The 18,831-nt window shown below is 60.1% G+C and carries 15 protein-coding genes and 1 tRNA gene; 7 read left to right on the top strand and 9 right to left on the bottom strand.

What is annotated here, in order from left to right; translation table 11 throughout:
* Window positions 1-54: 54 nt before the first annotated feature.
* From ACLH0J_RS02945 to ACLH0J_RS02915, 7 genes are all read right to left on the bottom strand, one after another.
* On the bottom strand, window positions 55-867 hold the full coding sequence (locus ACLH0J_RS02945) for an IclR family transcriptional regulator (protein ID WP_411390820.1): 813 nt from the start codon (window positions 865-867) through the stop codon (window positions 55-57).
* A 119-nt stretch (window positions 868-986) separates the two neighbouring features.
* A complete protein-coding gene (locus tag ACLH0J_RS02940) occupies window positions 987-2,768 on the bottom strand; it encodes an FAD-dependent oxidoreductase (protein ID WP_411390819.1) in 1,782 nt (593 codons plus the stop codon).
* Window positions 2,769-2,957: 189 nt separating this feature from the next.
* The gene (locus ACLH0J_RS02935) at window positions 2,958-3,854 is read right to left on the bottom strand and encodes a DMT family transporter (protein ID WP_411390818.1); all 897 of its coding nucleotides are present in this window, start codon (window positions 3,852-3,854) and stop codon (window positions 2,958-2,960) included.
* Between the two features lie 103 nt (window positions 3,855-3,957).
* Window positions 3,958-4,734: a helix-turn-helix domain-containing protein gene (locus ACLH0J_RS02930; RefSeq protein ID WP_411390817.1), complete on the bottom strand. Its 777-nt coding sequence runs from the start codon at window positions 4,732-4,734 to the stop codon at window positions 3,958-3,960.
* A 431-nt stretch (window positions 4,735-5,165) separates the two neighbouring features.
* Complete coding sequence (locus ACLH0J_RS02925; protein ID WP_198865554.1) at window positions 5,166-6,146, bottom strand: IS5 family transposase; 981 nt, start codon at window positions 6,144-6,146, stop codon at window positions 5,166-5,168.
* Window positions 6,147-6,475: 329 nt separating this feature from the next.
* Window positions 6,476-7,144, bottom strand: a complete 669-nt coding sequence (locus ACLH0J_RS02920; RefSeq protein ID WP_411390816.1) for a hypothetical protein — start codon at window positions 7,142-7,144, stop codon at window positions 6,476-6,478.
* 105 nt (window positions 7,145-7,249) lie between these two features.
* Window positions 7,250-7,326 (bottom strand) — tRNA-Arg (locus ACLH0J_RS02915).
* 372 nt (window positions 7,327-7,698) lie between these two features.
* On the opposite strand from ACLH0J_RS02915, the gene gabD reads away from it, so the two are divergent.
* The 3 genes from gabD to ACLH0J_RS02900 all read left to right on the top strand — a co-directional run bounded on the left by gabD (window position 7,699) and on the right by ACLH0J_RS02900 (window position 11,950).
* Window positions 7,699-9,141: an NADP-dependent succinate-semialdehyde dehydrogenase gene (gabD, locus tag ACLH0J_RS02910; protein ID WP_411390815.1), complete on the top strand. Its 1,443-nt coding sequence runs from the start codon at window positions 7,699-7,701 to the stop codon at window positions 9,139-9,141.
* A 182-nt stretch (window positions 9,142-9,323) separates the two neighbouring features.
* Entirely contained in the window at window positions 9,324-10,601 is a 1,278-nt protein-coding gene (gene gabT, locus ACLH0J_RS02905; protein ID WP_411390814.1) for a 4-aminobutyrate--2-oxoglutarate transaminase, read from the top strand.
* Window positions 10,602-10,741: 140 nt separating this feature from the next.
* Entirely contained in the window at window positions 10,742-11,950 is a 1,209-nt protein-coding gene (locus tag ACLH0J_RS02900) for an HDOD domain-containing protein (RefSeq protein ID WP_411390813.1), read from the top strand.
* Window positions 11,951-11,952: 2 nt separating this feature from the next.
* Here ACLH0J_RS02900 and ACLH0J_RS02895 read toward each other — a convergent pair whose 3' ends face one another.
* Window positions 11,953-12,954 (bottom strand): GGDEF domain-containing protein, encoded by a 1,002-nt coding sequence (locus ACLH0J_RS02895; RefSeq protein WP_411390812.1) that lies wholly within the window; start codon window positions 12,952-12,954, stop codon window positions 11,953-11,955.
* A 188-nt stretch (window positions 12,955-13,142) separates the two neighbouring features.
* The gene (gene desA, locus ACLH0J_RS02890; RefSeq protein ID WP_411390811.1) at window positions 13,143-14,327 is read right to left on the bottom strand and encodes a delta-9 fatty acid desaturase DesA; all 1,185 of its coding nucleotides are present in this window, start codon (window positions 14,325-14,327) and stop codon (window positions 13,143-13,145) included.
* Between the two features lie 166 nt (window positions 14,328-14,493).
* Here desA and dibA point away from each other — a divergent pair, with 166 nt between their 5' ends.
* From dibA to cysT, 4 genes are all read left to right on the top strand, one after another.
* On the top strand, window positions 14,494-16,404 hold the full coding sequence (gene dibA / locus ACLH0J_RS02885) for a phosphodiesterase DibA (RefSeq protein ID WP_411390810.1): 1,911 nt from the start codon (window positions 14,494-14,496) through the stop codon (window positions 16,402-16,404).
* Window positions 16,405-16,605: 201 nt separating this feature from the next.
* On the top strand, window positions 16,606-16,788 hold the full coding sequence (oscA, locus tag ACLH0J_RS02880) for a sulfur starvation response protein OscA (RefSeq protein ID WP_010565387.1): 183 nt from the start codon (window positions 16,606-16,608) through the stop codon (window positions 16,786-16,788).
* Between the two features lie 56 nt (window positions 16,789-16,844).
* Entirely contained in the window at window positions 16,845-17,855 is a 1,011-nt protein-coding gene (locus ACLH0J_RS02875; RefSeq protein ID WP_411390809.1) for a sulfate ABC transporter substrate-binding protein, read from the top strand.
* 152 nt (window positions 17,856-18,007) lie between these two features.
* A complete protein-coding gene (cysT, locus tag ACLH0J_RS02870) occupies window positions 18,008-18,826 on the top strand; it encodes a sulfate ABC transporter permease subunit CysT (RefSeq protein WP_411390808.1) in 819 nt (272 codons plus the stop codon).
* The last annotated feature ends 5 nt before the right edge of the window (window positions 18,827-18,831 follow it).

Raw genomic sequence — 18,831 nt, 5'->3', positions numbered from 1 at the left:
CAGAAACAACAAAGGCCGGTGCTGACCGGCCTTTGCAGGTAACAACCGCCAGCTTCAGGGCAAGGCCGGCACGCTGGTGGCGGTCATCAGTGACAGATGGGGCACGCTGCCGACCTGCGCCTGCTCCAGTTGCCGAACGGTTTGCTGCAACGCTGGAACCAGTTGCTCCATGCGCTCAAGGGTCAGCCTAACGCTGGGGCCGGCAATGCTGATGACGCCGGCCGCGGTCTTTTGCCCCGCCTGCATGATCGGCATGGCAATGGCGGCGGCACCGGCCTCGAAGCTCTCGCTGACCATGGCGTAACCCTGGTTGCGCGCGCGTTGCAGGCATGCCAACAGTTCTTCGACCGTGGTCGGTGCATTCGGGCCGTATTGGCCGGGTTGCGGCAAGCCTTGGCGATACACCAGTTCCAGCGCCTGTTCGGTGCTCATCGTGCTCAGCCACGCCAGCCCCGAGGCGGTGCAACTCAGCTTGGCCTCGGCGCCCGCATCGGGGTCGTAGCGCAGGCCGGAACGGGTGCCCTGAGCCTTGGAGACCCAGATCAACGATTGCGCATCGACCAGCCCCAGCCGCACCAACTCGCCCGATTCGTTGGCCAGCAGATCGAGCATAGGGCGCGCCAGGTCGACCAGGTCGATGTCGGAGAGATGCTTGAGGGCCAGAGAGATCAGTTTCAACGCGAGGATGTAATTGCCGTGGCGCGGGTCCTGGCGGACGTAGCCCATTTCGACGAGGCTGACGAGCATGCGGTGGGTCGCGCTGGGCGCGATATCCAGCGCTCCGGCGACGTCCTGAAGGGGGAGGCCTTCGCAATGGCCGGCCAGTAATTCCAAGGCGCGAAGGCCACGGCCCAGGGCATTGCTCATGACTGTTTCCTTATATACAAAACGTGACTGGATCGATTTGGAATCTTATTTCATCTCTGCGCGCAAGCATAGCAACCAAAGCGCCGCGCCGGGCGCCCCGGTTGCCTGCGTCGCGAGACTCAGGTGACGGCTTGCGCCACCTTGTCCACGCCGGGGCTGTGCGTTGTGTCCTGGTTTTCATACGTGTCAGCCCCGGCGGCATGCCGGCCGGCCACGTAGCCGAATGTCAATCCGGGGCCCAGGTTAATGCCGCCAGACGGGTAGTGGCCGCCCATGACGCTGGCCATGTCGGTGCCTACCGCGTACAGCCCGCTGATCGGCGTGCCGCGTTGGTCGAGTACCTGCGCCTGGCCATTGGTCTTGAGCCCGGCGAATGTGCCGAAGCTGCCGGGGCGCACCTTGACCGCATAGAACGGCCCGGTTTCGATGGGTGCAACGCAAGGGTTGCCTTGGGTGATCAGCGGGTCGCCCATCTTGCGGTTGTAGGCGGTGGAGCCACGCCCGAATTCCGGGTCTTCGCCGCGTCGTGCGTGTTCGTTGAAATGGCTGACGGTCTGGACCAATTGCGCCGAATCAATGCCGCACGCTCTGGCCAGCGCCTCGATAGTGTCGGCGCGCTGGAGATAGCCGCTGCGCACCGCAGGGCCAACGGGTAAAGGGAAGGGCCGGGAGATGCCCAGCCCGAACCGGCGTTGAAAACGGTGATCGCAGATCAGCCAGGAGGCCACTTCTTCACCCGCTGGTGCGCCTGCCACCATCGCTGCCGTGTAGTCGTAATAACCGTCGGCTTCATTACAGAAGCGCTTGCCGGTGGACAGCACGCCAATGATGCCGGGTTTGCCGCGCTCGATGATGTGCGGGAAATGCCCCGTGCTGCCATCGGCATGCTTGACCAGCGACACGGGCGCCCAGGCGGCCGGGGAGGCGACATGGGTTTCCAGAACGCCGCCAGCGGATTCGCCCAGGCTGATGCCGTCGCCGGAACAGGATTGCGGCGGCAGCGCCAAGTGTTCGTGACCGGTAGGCGTGCGCGGGAAAAGCGCCTGGCGGCGTGCAATATCATTCGGGAAGCCGCCGGCGGCCAATACCACACCCTTGCGGGCGCGGATGTCGAGGGGACCCTTGAGCGTATCGACCCTGGCGCCGAGCACGTTGCCGTTTTCCATCAGCAACTCGCGGGCGGGCGCCGACTCGATCAATATCACGCCCAGGTCTTCAGCCGACTTGGCCAGGCGCCCGGTCAGCGCCACGCCGTTGACCAGATGCATGGCGCGGCCATGCACGGCGAGGTCGCGCAGGTGGGCGGTGAAGCGCTTGGCCACATGGATAAACGCCTTGATCGAGCGAGTCATGCTGAGGAAGGCACTCAGATCGGCGCCAGCCATGATCGGCATGCCGAGAAACGAGGTCTCGCGCATGGTCTTGCGCATGCGTTTGATCAACCGCCCCATTTCCCTTGCATCGTAGGGCGCGGCAATCACCTGATGGCCTTGGGTCGCGGCCCCAGGCACCTTGCCATGGACGTCTGGAATGCCATTGCCATCGACCCACTTCAGCGCGGTAAACCGTTCGAAAAAAGCCACCATGTGAGGCGCATTGTCGAGGAAGGCGTCCACCCGGTCGGCGTTGTAATGCTCGCCCAATTCGTTCTTCAGGTAGGTGCGCGGCTGCTGTGGATCCTCAATGATCCCCGCGCGTCTGGCCAGCGGATTGCCAGGCACCCAGGCCCAACCGCCCGACCACGCCGACGCGCCGCCAAAGTGCGTGTCTTTCTCCACGACCACGACTTTCAACCCATGCCAGGCGGCTGTTACTGCGGCGGCGAGGCCTGAAGCGCCAGAACCGATAACCAGCAGATCGCAATCAATCTGTCGGGGTTGCTGCTGATGGGAAGGTGTCATGAGGGAATACCTGGCAGGGGTGGTCATCCGCTTTTCAAGCCTGCGAAGGGATGAGAAGGGATGATGTTAATATTTGGAATATGGTTCCATTTATAGCGGCCAGGTGTCAATCCGTTCTGTATACGCGCCAACCTCAATGAAATGGCTTGCTCAGCCGTTCGGGGCTGCCTGCGAAGCTATCCAGTGACATCACCGTGAGGTATTGCGCGAGCGTGACGTGGCGATCACCGCCCCCGTAATGATCAACACCGCGGGAATTATCAGGATCGGCTTGGCGTCGCTTTGCCCCACGGCAATCAGCAGCAGCGTGGAAAACAGCGGCGCCAGGTAAGACAGGGCGCCAAGCGTCGCTAGATTTCCGTGCTTCGTCGCGTGATCCCAGGCGAAAAAAGCCAGACCGACCGGGCCCAGCCCCAGCGCAATGATTGCCGCCCATTGGCCCGTGTCAGGCCGCACCGTGGTTTCGAAAGCCAGGTGACAGAGCCCTCCGGCCACTGCCACCAGCCCGCAAATACCGCCGATGATGCTGCTCGGAACATGGCTGAAACGCCGGTTGACGATCGAATAGGTCGCCCAGACCCAAGCACAGGCAAAGGCTGCGGCGTAACCGATAACCGGCATCGACGCACTGTCACTCCGGGCCCGCAGTTGCATGATAAAGGCCGTCCCCGCAAGGCCGAGCAAGGCGCCCAGCAGTTGGCGCCTGCGCAGCGACTCGCCGGTAGCAACACTCGACAGCAGAACAATCAACAGCGGCCACAGGTAGGCAATCAGGCTGGCGTCAGCCGCCGGCGCGGCCTTCAGCGCGAAGAAATACAATGCGTGATAGACAAAAATGCCGGCAAACCCCGTTGCCCACACCGACCAAGGCTGACGCCAACTGCCGAACCCCGCAGCACCACGCAGGCCCAGCATGCACACGCTGGCCAGGAACGCGACCGCGAAGCTCGACGCCAGCAACTGAAAGGCCGGGATCCCGGCGGTCAAAGTGGTCAGAAGCGCCAGGCACGCCCACAAAAACACCGCAATCACCCCGATCAGGGTGGCACGCTTGGCGAGGGTGATAGATGCGTCGGAAGTGCTCATGCAAACCCCGTCTGTGGATAATCCTCAAGCGGGAACAATAGAAAGGTTGGCACCGCGCGTATTGATCAGACCCGCCAAAAAATTGTTCAGGACTGCTGTTTTTTCAGTGGTCCCGCAGGTGTTTACGCACAACGGCCGGCGTCAGATTCCGAGCTTTCTTCAGGGCATGGGTTAACGCACTCTGATCGGCGTACCCGGCGCGATGCGCAATCTCAATGATCGACAAAGACGTTTGGCGCAGCAGATCAATGGCCAGATTCAGGCGCAAATTCGCGATATGCGAGAACGGCGTTGTGTTCAGATGCTGCCCAAATAGCACATACAAACGCCGCTCGCTGGTACCCGCATTACGAGCAATATCAGGCACCGTCAGAGTGCTGCTCAGATGCTGCTCAATATAGGCCAGCGCTCGCGCCAGAATGAACTGGCCGGGATCGTCCCGCGTAACCTCGGGCTGCAATAACGAACCCAACAGCAACCGACTCCAGGACTCGACCATCGTGAGTGAACCGATCAACCGTGACCCGTTGCTATTGGCGTAATCGAGCAAATGACGTACATCGGGCCTGAGCGCAAAAAAGCGCTTATCACTGAGTGGTTCGAGCGACGCAACCGTGCTTTTCTGCGCGTCGCCACAATCCGTCGCGACGTCCAACACCAGGAAACGGTTACGCGTATTGGCCAGGAACGCATGCCGGGCCCCCGCAGAAATCACCACACCCTGACTCGCATCGACCTTGCCCCCACGCCCGTCGACCTCAATCTCCATCGACCCGGATTGGGGAAGCACTATTTGATGAAAGTCATGTTGGTGAAGCTCAACCTGACCGGAGTAAGAGCGCAACGAAAGAGAGAACGATTGGGGGGCGGTGGTGCTCATCCGTGATGCTCCAGTTTTTGGGGGATTTATCCTATGTCACGGTTTTGCTCGCAGGCCAGTTTATCTCGGGTGGGGGGGGCTGGGGGCGTGTTGTTATTGTTGTGTTGGGGGTTGTGGTTATGAGGGTGTCGGGGCTTATGCACAAATGCATATTTCGATTGTCTTTAATGACTGGGTAAATATACAGTATATGCGAGCTGTGCTTTCGCGCCCGACGCATTGCAACCCTCAATCGAAGGGCCAGCCAGCTCGTGTTATCAAGATATGAGTTTTAATCGGACGTTAAGGATAGTCTGAAGTAGGCCGCTATTTTTCGACTGCTAAGCCATAGGTGCTTTCAAAAAACGGCGGCCGTTCAAAACCGATCACGTCTGCCGCCTATTCCATCCATTTTTTCCGCTGAACGCTCCTCGCAGCAGCTATTTTCCTCATTACGGACGCACCTCTCCTGCGCTGGAGAGCAAATATCGACGCGCCATCCAAAGGTTCGACAGGGCGAACAGCGTCACCATCTGAGCAGTGTTTTTCACCAAGCCTCGGAAACGCACTTTCGTATAACCAAACTGACGCTTGATCACTCGAAATGGATGCTCAACCTTGGCGCGAACCTGGGCCTTGGCTTTCTCGATCTTGCGCATCGCTTTGTACAGCGCGCTGCGTTTACCGTGTTTTTTGTAGGTACTGCGCCGGGCTGCAATCTGCCAGATGACGTGGCGTCCCGCATGCTCTTCGCGCTTCTCGACACCGGTATAGCCTGCATCGGCGCAGACCACGTTCTCAGCACCGTGTAGCAGTTTGTCGAGTTGGGTTATGTCCGCGACGTTGGCCGCAGTGACCACCACGCTGTGCACCAGCCCTGACTCATCGTCGACACCAATGTGAGCTTTGGCACCGAAGTAATACTGGTTACCTTTCTTGGTTTGATGCATCTCAGGGTCGCGTTTGCCGTCCTTGTTCTTGGTCGAACTGGGCGCATGAATCAGCGTGGCATCGACGATGGTGCCTTGTCGCAGCGACAAGCCACGGTCGCCCAGATAGCCATTGATCACGCCGAGAATACCAGCGGCCAACTCGTGCTTTTCCAGCAGGCGACGGAAGTTGAGGATGGTAGTTTCATCTGGGATCCGCTCCAGGCTCAGACCGGAAAACTGGCGCAAGATCGTCGTCTCGTACAGCGCTTCTTCCATCGCAGGATCGCTGTAACCGAACCAGTTCTGCATGAGATGAACCCGCAGCATCGCCATCAAAGGATAGGCCGGACGACCCCCTTCGCCCTTCGGGTAATGAGGTTCGATCAGGGCAATCAAACCCTTCCAGGGTACGACCCGATCCATCTCGATCAGGAACAATTCCTTGCGGGTCTGCTTGCGCTTACCGGCGTACTCGGCATCGGCGAAGGTCATTTGCTTCATTGAAAAGCTCGGCGATTGGTGTCCGGAGATTTTGCCAAATCAGGAAGTCTTTTTCAGGATTTCCTTAGGTCTGGGGTTTAATTTGATGTCATCTGGAGTTGTTGACTAACTCATAAGCTATCAAGAATTAGATTTCCCGTATTTGACCTGGATCGTATTATTTCCAATGGGAGTTCCCGGTCATCGTATTCCGTCGCTCCGCATTAAATATGAGAAATTACAAAATAGACCGTCGGCACGCTTCCGGAATGTATAGGTATGTGAAGAGAGTTTCAGCTTAGATTATTTGAAAAAAGCCGCCATGAGGCGGCTTGTAGGTTTTGTGAAGGCTAGTTTTCAGACACTTGAGTTTTTGAGTGTTCCTCAATCATGGCATTCAGCTCCGAACGTCGACGCGTCCGATAGATCTGGTTCTTCAACTCCGTCTCGCCAGTGGTGAAGTCATCGCGGGGGACGATAGCAAGCGACTGCCACACTGCATCGTTTTCGGTCAATAAGGTAACGCTGGCCTGTTCAATAAAGCCAAATAGGACCTCGCCCAGTCGACGAGCTTGCTCGCTGTCTGCTGCCTTCGCATCGTCATGAAACAGCGCTTCTCTATAGAACGCATCTTTCTCAATGTCCCGCTGAATCATCACCTTCTTGCGCTGCAATGCCTTAAGAAAAACCTTAGCCTCGGGAATTTCGACGCGCGGCACGGGGATCGCCAGCGGATGCCGCTTAAGCGCTTCCAGACGTTTGATTTCCGAATACGCGCCTTTGTGCTTCGGAGTGATCTCGGAGATGTAGCGATCAATGAGTTGATGAAAGGCGGTGCGTTCAGCCTCGACGCGAGAGACAAAAATACCCCGGTCGATTTCGCTTTCGATCATGCGTGCCCAGGCTTGGGCATCGGATTTGGTTTCGAAGGTTTTGCGCTGGGCCGGATAGCTCTTACGGCGGATTTGCGCTTCCCACTGATACTCGCCGCGATTCCTAATTGTTGCCATTTCGACCATTCCCGCCACGTTCAAGTGTGGCAAATTTGTGGCAAAAACGACTTTCAGGACTAGGACAGGTTTCTGTCAGGAGCGCTATCCCCTTGTAATACAAGGGAAAGAAGATGGTGCACCCGGCGGGATTCGAACCCACGACCCCTGCCTTCGGAGGGCAGTACTCTATCCAGCTGAGCTACGGATGCTTGTGCGGGCGACATCATACCCATGTCGACCTTGGGCGTCCATGCTGGTCTTTGGCCGTTTCCAGGTAGGAATTTATCCTGATAGGAGCCCTGCGCCGTGCGGTGGGGATCAGGGTTGTTGGAGCGGCCCTGGGTACGCTGATCAGAAAAGTCCGGCAAATGTGCGCTTTTCGTTCTTTTTTTCGAACAGACTATTGCCCTGTACCCCCATTGATCCTAGGATTCGTTTGAGATTTCAAACGCTCTGTCTCCCGTGTGCTCTTTTACTTATCGCGCGCGCTCGGGCTGATTTCCCTGACGGCAGCCCACAAGGCGCCTTTCTACAACTCTAATTCGCTCCGCGTGCGCGCGGTGCTGTTAAGGAAAGCCGATATGCAGCTTAAAGATGCCCAGTTGTTCCGCCAGCAAGCCTTTATCGACGGTGCTTGGGTCGATGCGGACAATGGTCAGACCATCAAGGTCAACAACCCGGCCACGGGCGAGATTCTCGGTACTGTGCCGAAGATGGGGGCCGCGGAAACCCGTCGTGCCATCGACGCCGCCGACAAGGCCTTGCCGGCCTGGCGTGCGCTGACCGCCAAGGAGCGCGCCAACAAGCTGCGCCGTTGGTTCGAGCTGATCATCGAGAACCAGGACGACCTGGCACGCTTGATGACCCTGGAGCAGGGCAAGCCGCTGGCCGAAGCCAAGGGCGAAATTGTCTACGCCGCATCCTTTATCGAGTGGTTCGCCGAAGAAGCCAAGCGCATCTACGGTGATGTGATTCCCGGCCACCAGCCCGACAAGCGCCTGATCGTGATCAAGCAGCCGATCGGCGTGACCGCTGCGATCACGCCGTGGAACTTCCCGGCCGCGATGATCACCCGTAAAGCCGGCCCGGCCCTGGCCGCCGGTTGCACCATGGTGCTCAAGCCTGCGTCGCAAACGCCGTTCTCCGCGTTCGCCCTGGCTGAACTGGCCCAGCGCGCCGGCATTCCGAATGGCGTGTTCAGCGTAGTCTCCGGCAGCGCCGGCGACATCGGCAGCGAGCTGACCAGCAACCCGATCGTGCGTAAATTGTCCTTCACCGGCTCGACCGAAATCGGTCGCCAGTTGATGGCCGAATGCGCCAAGGACATCAAGAAAGTGTCCCTGGAATTGGGCGGCAACGCGCCGTTCATCGTGTTCGACGACGCCGACCTGGATAAGGCCGTCGAAGGCGCGATCATCTCCAAGTACCGCAACAACGGCCAGACCTGCGTCTGCGCCAACCGTCTGTACATCCAGGATGCGGTGTACGACGCATTCGCCGAAAAACTCAAAGTGGCCGTGGCCAAGCTCAAGATCGGCAACGGTCTGGAAGACGGCACCACCACCGGCCCGCTGATCGACGGCAAAGCCGTGGCCAAGGTCCAGGAGCACATCGCTGATGCCCTGGCCAAAGGCGCTACGCTGCTGGCCGGTGGCAAGGTCATGGAAGGCAACTTCTTCGAGCCGACCATCCTGACCAACGTGCCGAAGAACGCTGCAGTGGCCAAGGAAGAAACCTTCGGCCCACTGGCGCCGCTGTTCCGTTTCAAGGACGAAGCCGAAGTGATCGCGATGTCCAACGACACCGAGTTCGGTCTGGCTTCCTACTTCTATGCGCGTGACCTGGGCCGTGTATTCCGTGTGGCCGAAGCCCTGGAATACGGCATGGTCGGCGTCAACACCGGGTTGATCTCCAACGAAGTGGCGCCGTTCGGCGGCATCAAGGCTTCGGGCCTGGGCCGTGAAGGCTCCAAGTACGGGATCGAGGATTACCTGGAAATCAAATACCTCTGCCTGGGCATCTAAGCCCGGCAAGAGATTGCAGTAAACGCAAAGGGCACGAGAGCGCTGACCCTTTGCGTGTTTCACACCGTTATTCGTAGCGGCCGGGAAAGCTGTGGCAGTCGATCATCGCATGCTGCCGTAGTTGCCTCCCAGCCACGTATTCCTTGGACCGCGCCACCCGATGAGTGGCGAATGAGGACTTTATGAGCAAGACCAACGCATCCCTGATGAAACGCCGCGAAGCCGCTGTACCGCGCGGTGTTGGCCAGATTCACCCGATCTTCGCCGACCACGCGAAGAACTCCACCGTGACCGACGTTGAAGGTCGCGAGTTCATCGACTTCGCCGGCGGTATCGCCGTGCTGAACACCGGTCACGTTCACCCGAAAGTCATTGCTGCCGTGACTGCGCAACTGAACAAGCTGACCCACACCTGCTTCCAGGTACTGGCCTACGAGCCTTACGTGGAACTGTGCGAAAAAATCAACGCTAAGGTCCCAGGTGATTTCGCCAAGAAAACCCTGCTGGTCACCACCGGTTCCGAAGCTGTCGAAAACGCCGTGAAGATCGCCCGTGCCGCCACTGGCCGTACCGGTGTGATCGCTTTCACCGGCGCCTACCACGGTCGCACCCTGATGACCCTGGGCCTGACCGGTAAAGTCGTGCCTTACTCGGCCGGCATGGGCCTGATGCCAGGCGGCATCTTCCGCGCGCTGTACCCGAACGAACTGCACGGTGTGAGCGTCGACGACTCCATCGCCAGCATCGAACGCATCTTCAAGAACGATGCCGAGCCGCGTGATATCGCTGCCATCATCATCGAGCCGGTACAGGGCGAAGGCGGTTTCTACGTCGCGCCTAAAGCTTTCATGAAGCGCCTGCGTGAACTGTGCGACAAGCACGGCATCCTGCTGATCGCCGACGAAGTGCAAACCGGTGCCGGCCGTACCGGTACCTTCTTCGCCATGGAACAGATGGGCGTTACCGCCGACCTGACCACCTTCGCCAAATCCATCGCTGGCGGCTTCCCGCTGGCCGGTGTGTGCGGCAAGGCCGAATACATGGATGCCATCGCGCCAGGCGGCCTGGGCGGCACCTACGCCGGTAGCCCGATCGCTTGCGCTGCGGCCCTGGCCGTACTGGAAGTGTTTGAAGAAGAGCACCTGCTGGAGCGCTGCAAGGCTGTCGGCGAGCGTCTGGTCACCGGCCTCAAGGCTATCCAGGCCAAGTACCCGGTGATCGGCGACGTGCGTGCCCTGGGCGCGATGATCGCGATCGAGCTGTTTGAAGGTGGCGATACCCACAAGCCAAACGCTGCTGCCGTCGCCGCTGTGGTGGCCAAGGCGCGTGAGAAAGGCCTGATCCTGCTGTCCTGCGGCCCTTACGGCAACGTGCTGCGCGTCCTGGTACCGCTGACCGCGCCGGACGAGCAACTGGACAAAGGTTTGGCGATCCTCGAAGAGTGCTTCTCCGAGCTGTAAGCTCAATCTGATCCGCTCGACAGAAAAAACCCCGCCTCGGCGGGGTTTTTTTGTGCCCTTTGCCGCACATTCAGGCCCAGTTCATTGTCAGCGGGCGACCCGATGTCTAAGGTGCAGGCATTGCCGATGGAGCGTGCTGGATGAGTGCTGTTGATTTACCGGCTGTACCCCGAGTGTTGATTGCCGAGGCAGACCCCTGGTCGCGGGACCTGCTCAAACAGGTTTTATTGGCGGTACGCTGCGACGCACGGCTGGATGTGTGCGGCGATGGACAGCAGGCCGCTACGCTGCTGCGTGAAAAGGCCTACGACCTGGTCCTGGCGGATTGGGAACTGCCGGGCATCGACGGCTTGAGCCTGTTGCGCAACGTGCGTCAGAAACGCTGTTCTCCCGCGCTGCCGTTTATCCTGCTGAGCAGCCGCAATGACAGCGCCAGCGTGCGCGAAGTCCTGCCCCTGGCGCCTACGGCCTATCTGACCAAACCCTTGAACATGGAAGGCCTGACCCAGCGCCTGCAAGACCTGCTGCTCAACGAAGGCGAAAGCGTGTATTGCGAGGTCCCGCCGCTGGCGCCCGGCATGAGCTTGCCGGGGTTTCTGGAACGCCGCCGCGATGCGTGCGATGGGGCGCCGTTGTGGGTCGACGTGAAAGCTGCCGTGGAGCACAGCCTTGGGCCCGAAGGCCTGAACCTCAAGCGCCTGGAAGACCAGGTGCGCATGGACCCGCAAATCACTGCCGTGCTGATCGCCGCCGCCAACAGCGCCGGGCATCACGGCACACCGGTGCAAACCCTGGCGGCTGCCATGCACACACTGGCCGCCGGGCAAAGCATGAACCTGATCCTCGGCATGGCCCTCACGCACAATGTGGTGCTGGGCGATCCGGCACTGGTGGCTTACGCCGAGCGCCACTGGCAGTTGTCCCAGGACACCGCCGAGCACGCCCGCCGCCTGGCGCGTCTGCTGGAACTGGACCAGGAGCGTTGCTACAGCGCCGGTATCCTGCACCGTTTGGGCGACCTGGCGTTGTTGCGCTGCCTGGAAGACTGGCGTCAGGGCGGCGGTGCGTTGGATGACGAAGTCATCGGCGAATCCCTCTATGCCTTTGGGGCTGCCTATGGTTCGTCCCTGCGCACCCGTTGGCGTTTGCCGTTGGAGCTGCGCCAGTTGATTGCGGCGATCTATTCCCTGGAAGGTGGGGTGTATTCGCGGGAGGCGCTGGTGGTGAACCTGGCGGCGCAAATGGCGCGCTTGAGCGAACATGAAGGGCTGGAAGCACTGGCCAGGAGCAAGACTGCGCGCTTGCTGAAAGTGGGGTTGTCCGAGCTGATGCGGGTGCGCAAGGCCTAGGGTCAGCCGGCGAGCACGCGGTTCTTGCCCAGGCGCTTGGCCTCGTACATCGCCGTATCGGCGCGGGCGAACAGGCTGTCCAGGGTGGTGTCTTGCTCGGTGAGGCTGGCCAGGCCCTGGCTGATCGTTACGCGGAACGCCTGGCCCTCGTAGCTGAACCCCAGGTTTTGAATCTCTTTGCCCAGGCGTTCTGCGACTTGCAACGCCATCTCCGGTGCGCAGCCGGGCAGCATGGCGGCGAACTCTTCGCCGCCAATGCGTCCGAACGGGTCGCCACGGCGCAATACCCCGCGACCGCTCTCGGCGATACGCCGCAGTACCTGGTCGCCCTCCAGATGGCCGTAGGAATCGTTGACGTCCTTGAAGTCATCGATGTCCAGCAGCAGGAAGGCCAACGGCGCACCTTGGGCACGGGCCGTGTCGAAGGCCTGGTTGGCGCATTCGAAGAAGTGCCGGCGGTTGCTGGTCTGCGTCAGCACGTCGGTGGTGGCGAGGCGATGCAGTTCCAGTTCCAACTGTTTCTTTTCGGTGATGTCCTCGGCGATGCCCACCACGATCACCGGTTCGCCAGGCTCACCCTGCTGGTTGATGTAGCACTTGTCGCTCAGCCAGCGGATCTGCCCGTCTGCGGTGATGATGCGGTACTCGCGGTCTTCCACGGTGCCCTGCTCCAGCACGCGGGTGAGGCTGTGTTCGGCGTAGTCGAGGTCTTCGGGGTGGATGCTGTTGCGCCATTCGCGATAGTCGGCCAGCAGCAGGCTGGCGGGCCGCCCGAATACCCGCTCGTAGGCCGGGCTCACGTACAGCACGCGGCGCGTTTCCCAATCGATGGCCCAGAGCACGGCATTCACGCTGATCAGCAGCGAACTCAACAGTTGCTCACGTTCACTCAGCCGCTCGACTTCCCCCTGGGCATGCATCAGCGCCAGCAGCGTTGCCGCTGCCGCCGGGCGAGGATGTTCGGCTGTCGGGACATCGATCAAGCAGGACTTTTCGTGAACCATCGGCACAACTCTCTCTGGGCGCGCCGCACGATTGAGCAGCGGTCACTACAAGGGGCCGCCATGATGGCGAAGTGTTCATTGAGAGAGGTGAATTACAGTGAAGTTCCGTCAACAGGACCGATTGCCGGTGTCTGAGAAATGGCGCCAAAAAGCTGCTGAGTGGGAGGGCAAGCCCCCCCACCGCGCGGTCAGACCGCTGCGGGACGCAGGGAATAGGTTTTCAATTGGTGGGCAAAATCGCGCAAGGATTGAATGCCGCTGGCCTCGGCTTCATGGATCCATTCCTTGATGGCCGCCAGCATATCGTGGCCATTGGTGCTGGTCTTGAGCCAGATATGCTGCAGCGCCAGGCGTTTTTCATAGATCACTTTCAGGGCCTGGCTGTGCTCCAGCATGCTTTGGATGCGCAGATGGTGGCGTTCATCCAGCAGGCTGGTTTCCCGCGACAGCAAGCGCTTGGCGCGATGGAACTGATGGCGCACCGAGTGATCGACCTTCTCCAGCTCCTGCTTGACCAGCGGGCCGATCACCAACTTGCGGTACTGCGCCATGATCTGGAAGCGGTTGTTGAGGATCGCCATGGCGGTGTCCATGTCCAGGTGGCCCTTGCCTTCCACGCGGTGGGCGATCGGCGCGACGCGCTGTACCTTGGCCAGGTGCAGGAAGCTGAACAGCTTGATCCATGCCCAACCGAGGTCGAATTCCCACTTCTTCACCGACAATTTGGCGGAGTTGGGGTAGGTGTGATGGTTGTTGTGCAGCTCTTCGCCGCCGACGATGATGCCCCACGGCACCAGGTTGGTGGCCGCATCGCGGCATTCGAAGTTGCGGTAGCCGATGGCATGGCCCAGGCCGTTGATCACGCCGGCGGCCCAGAATGGAATCCACATCATCTGGATCGCCCAGATGGTGATGCCGATGGTGCCGAACAGCAGCAGATCGATCACACCCATGATCGCTACGCCCAGCAGCGGATAAGGGGTGTATATTTTGCGCTCGATCCAGTCGTCCGGGCAGTTCTTGCCATAGATGCGCAGGGTCTCGGGGTTTTCTGCCTCGGCGCGGTAGAGTTCGGCGCCCTTGCGTAATACGGTGGAAAGGCCTTTGATGACCGGGCTGTGCGGGTCGTCGACGGTTTCGCACTTGGCGTGGTGCTTGCGGTGGATGGCGGTCCACTCGCGGGTGTTCTGCGCCGTGGTCAGCCACAGCCAGAAGCGGAAGAAGTGTTTCAGGCCGGTATTGAGCTCCAGGGAGCGATGGGCTGAATAGCGGTGCAGATAGACGGTGACCGCAACGATGGTCACGTGGGTCATCAACAGAGTGACTGCCACCAGTTGCCAGGCTGACAGGTCAAGAAAACCGTTGTACCACATAGGCTGTATGGCCCTCAGATAAAGAAAAAAACAGCTCACGCATTATCACTAAGCCAACAGAGAAAACCAGCCGGCCTTTCAGATAGGAGTGACTGGATGTTTCTTATTCTATAATCCGCAGCCTTCGTAGGGCATTTCTGTTTTTTGGGTAAGGATTAATGACCATATGCTGTTTTCATACCGAAGTGCCCTACGTGCGGGGCTGGTATACCTGCTGATTTCAGTGGTGTGGCTTCAGCTCAGCAACCAATTACTGATCAGCTTTTTCGATGAACCACGCGAACTGGGGCACTGGCTACAGGTGCGCGGGTATGTCTGGGTGGCCATCAGCGCACTGGCGATTTACTTCATGGGCGCTCGTTTTGCCCGCGCCAGCGAGTTGCAGCAGCCGCTGAAGGAAAACCGCGAGCGTTTGCGCCAGGCTGCGGCGGTGTTCGATTGCACGCGCGAAGGCGTGCTGGTCACCGATGCCAAGGGGCTGATTGTGCACGTCAATCGGGCCTTTATGGAGATCACCGGTTACCGGCGCGAAGATGTCATGGGGCGGTTGCCCAGCCTGTTCAAGTCCGGTCGCCACTCGTCGCTTTTTTACCAGCAGATGTTCCAAAGCCTGCAACGCACCGGCGAATGGAGCGGTGAAATCTGGAACCGGCGCAAAAGCGGCGAAATTTACCCACAGTGGCAAACCATCCGCGTGATTTACGACGATCTGGGCCATCTCAGCCATTACGTCGCGGTATTTTCCGATATCAGCGCCATCAAGGATTCCGAGCACGAACTGGCCCATCTGGCCCATCACGATCCCCTGACCGACCTGCCCAACCGCCTGCTGTTCACCGACCGCGCCGAGCAGGCGCTGGCCTCGGCGCAAATCAACAAGCGCGGCTGCGCCCTGCTGCTGCTGGATCTGGACCACTTCAAAATCATTAACGACAGCCTTGGCCATAACGTCGGCGACCAGTTGCTCAAACTGGCGGGCGAACGGCTCCAGGCGTTGCTGGGCCCCGGTGTGACCCTGGCGCGCCTGGGGGGGGACGAGTTCGCGGTGCTCGCGGAAAACTGTTCACAGGTGGTACAAGCCGCCGCGTTGGCGCAGCGCATCCTCGCGGCGATGCAGCAGCCGTTCAACTTTGATGGTCACCAACTGTTTGTCAGCGCCAGTATCGGCATCAGCCTGTTCCCCAACGACGCCCTGAGCGCCGAGCAGTTGCTGCGTAACGCCGACTCTGCGTTGTTCAAGGCCAAAAGCGCCGGCCGCGAAGGCTACGCCTTGTACACCGAAGAACTGACCGCCCACGCCCAGAACCGCGTGGAAATCGCCAGCGAGTTGCGTCGCGCGCTGCAGCAGGAGGAACTGCGTGTTTACTACCAGCCGGTGCACGATTTAGACGGCGGCCGCCTGATCGGCGTCGAAGCGCTGGTGCGCTGGCAACACCCGGAACGCGGGCTGGTGCCGCCGGGCGAGTTTATCCCCATCGCCGAACGCACCGGTTTGATCGCCGATATCGATGGGTGGGTGATGAACCAGGCTTGCCGACAAATGTGCCAATGGCTGGCCGACGGCATACCGCTGCGATTTGTCGCGGTCAACGTGTCCAGCCGCCTGTTTGCGCGGCGCGAATTGTACGAGCAAGTGGCCAAGGTGCTGCATGAGACCGGCCTGGACCCGGCTTTTCTGGAGCTGGAAGTCACCGAAAGCGCGGTGATGGATGACCCCGAAGTGGCGTTGGAGCAACTGCACCGCCTGCGCGAACTGGGTTTGCGCCTGGCCATCGACGACTTTGGTACCGGCTATTCCTCCCTGCTGCGCCTCAAGCGCCTGCCGGTCCAGAAGCTCAAGATCGACCAGGGCTTTGTCGCCGGGCTGCCGTGGGACGAAGACGACGCCGCCATCGTGCGCGTGGTGATCGCGCTGGCCAAAAGCATGGGCATGCAGGTGCAGGCCGAAGGCATCGAACAGGTTGAGCAGGCGCAGTTCCTGTTGGACCTGGCGTGCGATATGGGCCAGGGGTATTGGTTCGGGCGGCCGATGCCGGCCGCTGAGATCAATTGGGCCAACGTCCCCTCCATTCGCTAGAGCAAGTGCGCTCGCCAAAGGCTCTGTGATTATTTTCAGGGCCGAAAGTGTTGCAACCCCACGTCCTGACAGAAAATTCTTTCTGGTTATATAAACATTCTTAAATAGTATTTTTAAGAATATCCGCGCTTATCTACTATCGCCCTCACGCCGCAAGCAGTGCCGCCACTGCGAGGCACTATTTATTTCAGGAGCGAGACTATGAGCGCATCTCTACGTAGCGTTGACGGCCAGGACGAAGCAGCGATTTTGCGTGAGATCCAGAGCGCATTGCGCGATCTGCGCTTTGGCGCGGTGGAAATCACGGTGCACAACGCCCAAGTGGTACAGATCGAACGCAAGGAAAAATTCCGTTTGCAGAACCCGGGTAACAAACCGGCCTGAGCAAACTCGCTCCTACAGGCGTCAGTCAACACCCCCCAGGATTTCAGGAGCCTTCTATGTCGTCGATTCGCCGTTATGCCCTCGCCGCGCTGGCCAGTGCCGTGTTTGCAGGTTCCGCCGTTGCCAAGGACTACGAGTTGCTCAACGTCTCGTACGACCCTACCCGTGAGCTGTACCAGGACTACAACGCTGAGTTCACCAACTTCTGGAAACAGTCCCACCCGGGCGACACCGTCAAGATCCAGCAATCCCACGGGGGTTCGGGCAAGCAAGGCCGGGCAGTGATCGACGGCCTGCGTGCCGACGTGGTCACCCTGGCCCTGGCCGGCGACATCGACGAAATCGCCAAGCTGGGCAAGACCCTGCCGGAAAACTGGCAGACCCGCCTGCCGGACGCCAGTACGCCGTACACCTCGACCATCGTGTTCCTGGTGCGCAAGGGCAACCCTAAAGGCATCAAGGACTGGGGCGACCTGATCAAGCCAGACGTGTCGGTGATCACGCCGAATCCGAAAACCTCCGGCGGCGCGCGCTGGAACTTCCTCGCCGCCTGGGCCTACGGCCTCAAAACCGGTGGCAGCGAAGCCAAGGCCCAGGAATACGTCAAGGCGCTGTTCAAGCATGTGCCGATCCTCGACACCGGCGCGCGCGGTTCGACCATCACCTTCGTCAACAACGGTCAGGGTGACGTGTTGCTGGCCTGGGAAAACGAGGCGTTCCTGGCCCTGAAAGAAGACGGCGGCGCCGACAAGTTCGACATCGTCGTACCGTCCCTGTCGATCCTCGCCGAACCGCCGGTGGCCGTGGTCGACAAGAACGCCGAGAAAAAGGGTAATACCGAGATCGCTACCGAGTACCTCAAGCATCTGTACAGCCCGGCTGGCCAGGAGATTGCGGCGAAGAATTTCTACCGCCCACGCGATGAGAAAATCGCCGCCAAATACGCCCAGCAGTTCCCGAAACTGGACCTGGTGACTATCGACAAAGACTTCGGCGGCTGGAAAACTGCCCAGCCGAAATTCTTTAACGACGGTGGCGTGTTCGACCAGATCTACTCGGCGCAATAACCAACACCCGCCCTCTGTAGGCGCGAGCTTGCTCGCGAAGAAGGTCCAGGCACTGCGTGTACCCAGAGTGTGCGCGTTATCGTTGACGTTTTTCGCGGGCAAGCCCGCTCCTACAGGGTTTTGTGTGTCAGACCCGCTAACCAAGGACTCTTATGTCGCGTCGTATTTCCCCCGTCATACCCGGCTTCGGGCTGACGCTGGGCTACACCGTGGTGTACCTCAGCCTGATCGTACTCATCCCCCTCGCGGCGATGTTCGTACACGCCGCCCAACTTACCTGGGATCAGTTCTGGAACATCATCACCGCACCGCGTGTGCTCGCGGCATTGAGCCTGAGCTTCAGCACCGCGCTGTACGCTGCGCTGATCAATGGTGTGATCGGTACGCTGCTGGCCTGGGTGCTGGTACGCTACACCTTCCCCGGTCGCAAGATCATCGACGCGATGATCGACCTGCCGTTCGCCCTGCCCACCGCCGTGGCCGGTATCGCGCTGACCGCGCTGTACACGCCCACCGGCCTGGTCGGCCAGTTCGCCGCTGACCTGGGCTTCAAGATCGCCTACAGCCCCCTGGGCATCACCCTGGCGTTGACCTTCGTCACGCTGCCGTTCGTGGTGCGCACGGTGCAGCCGGTACTCGCCGATATCCCCCGTGAAGTCGAAGAGGCCGCCGCCTGCCTGGGCGCCAAGCCGTTGCAGGTGTTCCGCCACATCCTCGTGCCCGCCTTGCTGCCGGCGTGGCTGACCGGTTTCGCCCTGGCGTTTGCCCGTGGCGTCGGTGAGTACGGTTCGGTGATTTTCATCGCCGGCAACATGCCGATGAAAACCGAGATCCTGCCGCTGCTGATCATGGTCAAGCTCGACCAATACGACTACCGCGGTGCCACGTCCATCGGCGTGCTGATGCTGGTGGTTTCCTTTGTCCTGCTGCTGCTGATCAACTTGCTGCAGCGGCGCATCGAACGTCCATAAGGAGG

It is taken from the genome of Pseudomonas sp. MPB23, from assembly GCF_046605395.1.
Lineage (GTDB): Bacteria > Pseudomonadota > Gammaproteobacteria > Pseudomonadales > Pseudomonadaceae > Aquipseudomonas.
The sequence above is the reverse complement of the archived record's forward strand: the minus strand, read 5'-3'. Positions and strand labels throughout refer to the sequence as shown.

Excerpts from the sequence above, each read along its gene's own strand:
- ACLH0J_RS02945 (WP_411390820.1), bottom strand. The coding sequence starts at position 867 with ATGAGCAATGCCCTGGGCCGTGGCCTTCGCGCCTTGGAATTACTGGCC.
- ACLH0J_RS02940 (WP_411390819.1), bottom strand. The coding sequence starts at position 2,768 with ATGACACCTTCCCATCAGCAGCAACCCCGACAGATTGATTGCGATCTG.
- ACLH0J_RS02935 (WP_411390818.1), bottom strand. The coding sequence starts at position 3,854 with ATGAGCACTTCCGACGCATCTATCACCCTCGCCAAGCGTGCCACCCTG.
- ACLH0J_RS02930 (WP_411390817.1), bottom strand. The coding sequence starts at position 4,734 with ATGAGCACCACCGCCCCCCAATCGTTCTCTCTTTCGTTGCGCTCTTAC.
- ACLH0J_RS02925 (WP_198865554.1), bottom strand. The coding sequence starts at position 6,146 with ATGAAGCAAATGACCTTCGCCGATGCCGAGTACGCCGGTAAGCGCAAG.
- ACLH0J_RS02920 (WP_411390816.1), bottom strand. The coding sequence starts at position 7,144 with ATGGTCGAAATGGCAACAATTAGGAATCGCGGCGAGTATCAGTGGGAA.
- gabD (WP_411390815.1), top strand. The coding sequence starts at position 7,699 with ATGCAGCTTAAAGATGCCCAGTTGTTCCGCCAGCAAGCCTTTATCGAC.
- gabT (WP_411390814.1), top strand. The coding sequence starts at position 9,324 with ATGAGCAAGACCAACGCATCCCTGATGAAACGCCGCGAAGCCGCTGTA.
- ACLH0J_RS02900 (WP_411390813.1), top strand. The coding sequence starts at position 10,742 with ATGAGTGCTGTTGATTTACCGGCTGTACCCCGAGTGTTGATTGCCGAG.
- ACLH0J_RS02895 (WP_411390812.1), bottom strand. The coding sequence starts at position 12,954 with ATGGTTCACGAAAAGTCCTGCTTGATCGATGTCCCGACAGCCGAACAT.
- desA (WP_411390811.1), bottom strand. The coding sequence starts at position 14,327 with ATGTGGTACAACGGTTTTCTTGACCTGTCAGCCTGGCAACTGGTGGCA.
- dibA (WP_411390810.1), top strand. The coding sequence starts at position 14,494 with ATGCTGTTTTCATACCGAAGTGCCCTACGTGCGGGGCTGGTATACCTG.
- oscA (WP_010565387.1), top strand. The coding sequence starts at position 16,606 with ATGAGCGCATCTCTACGTAGCGTTGACGGCCAGGACGAAGCAGCGATT.
- ACLH0J_RS02875 (WP_411390809.1), top strand. The coding sequence starts at position 16,845 with ATGTCGTCGATTCGCCGTTATGCCCTCGCCGCGCTGGCCAGTGCCGTG.
- cysT (WP_411390808.1), top strand. The coding sequence starts at position 18,008 with ATGTCGCGTCGTATTTCCCCCGTCATACCCGGCTTCGGGCTGACGCTG.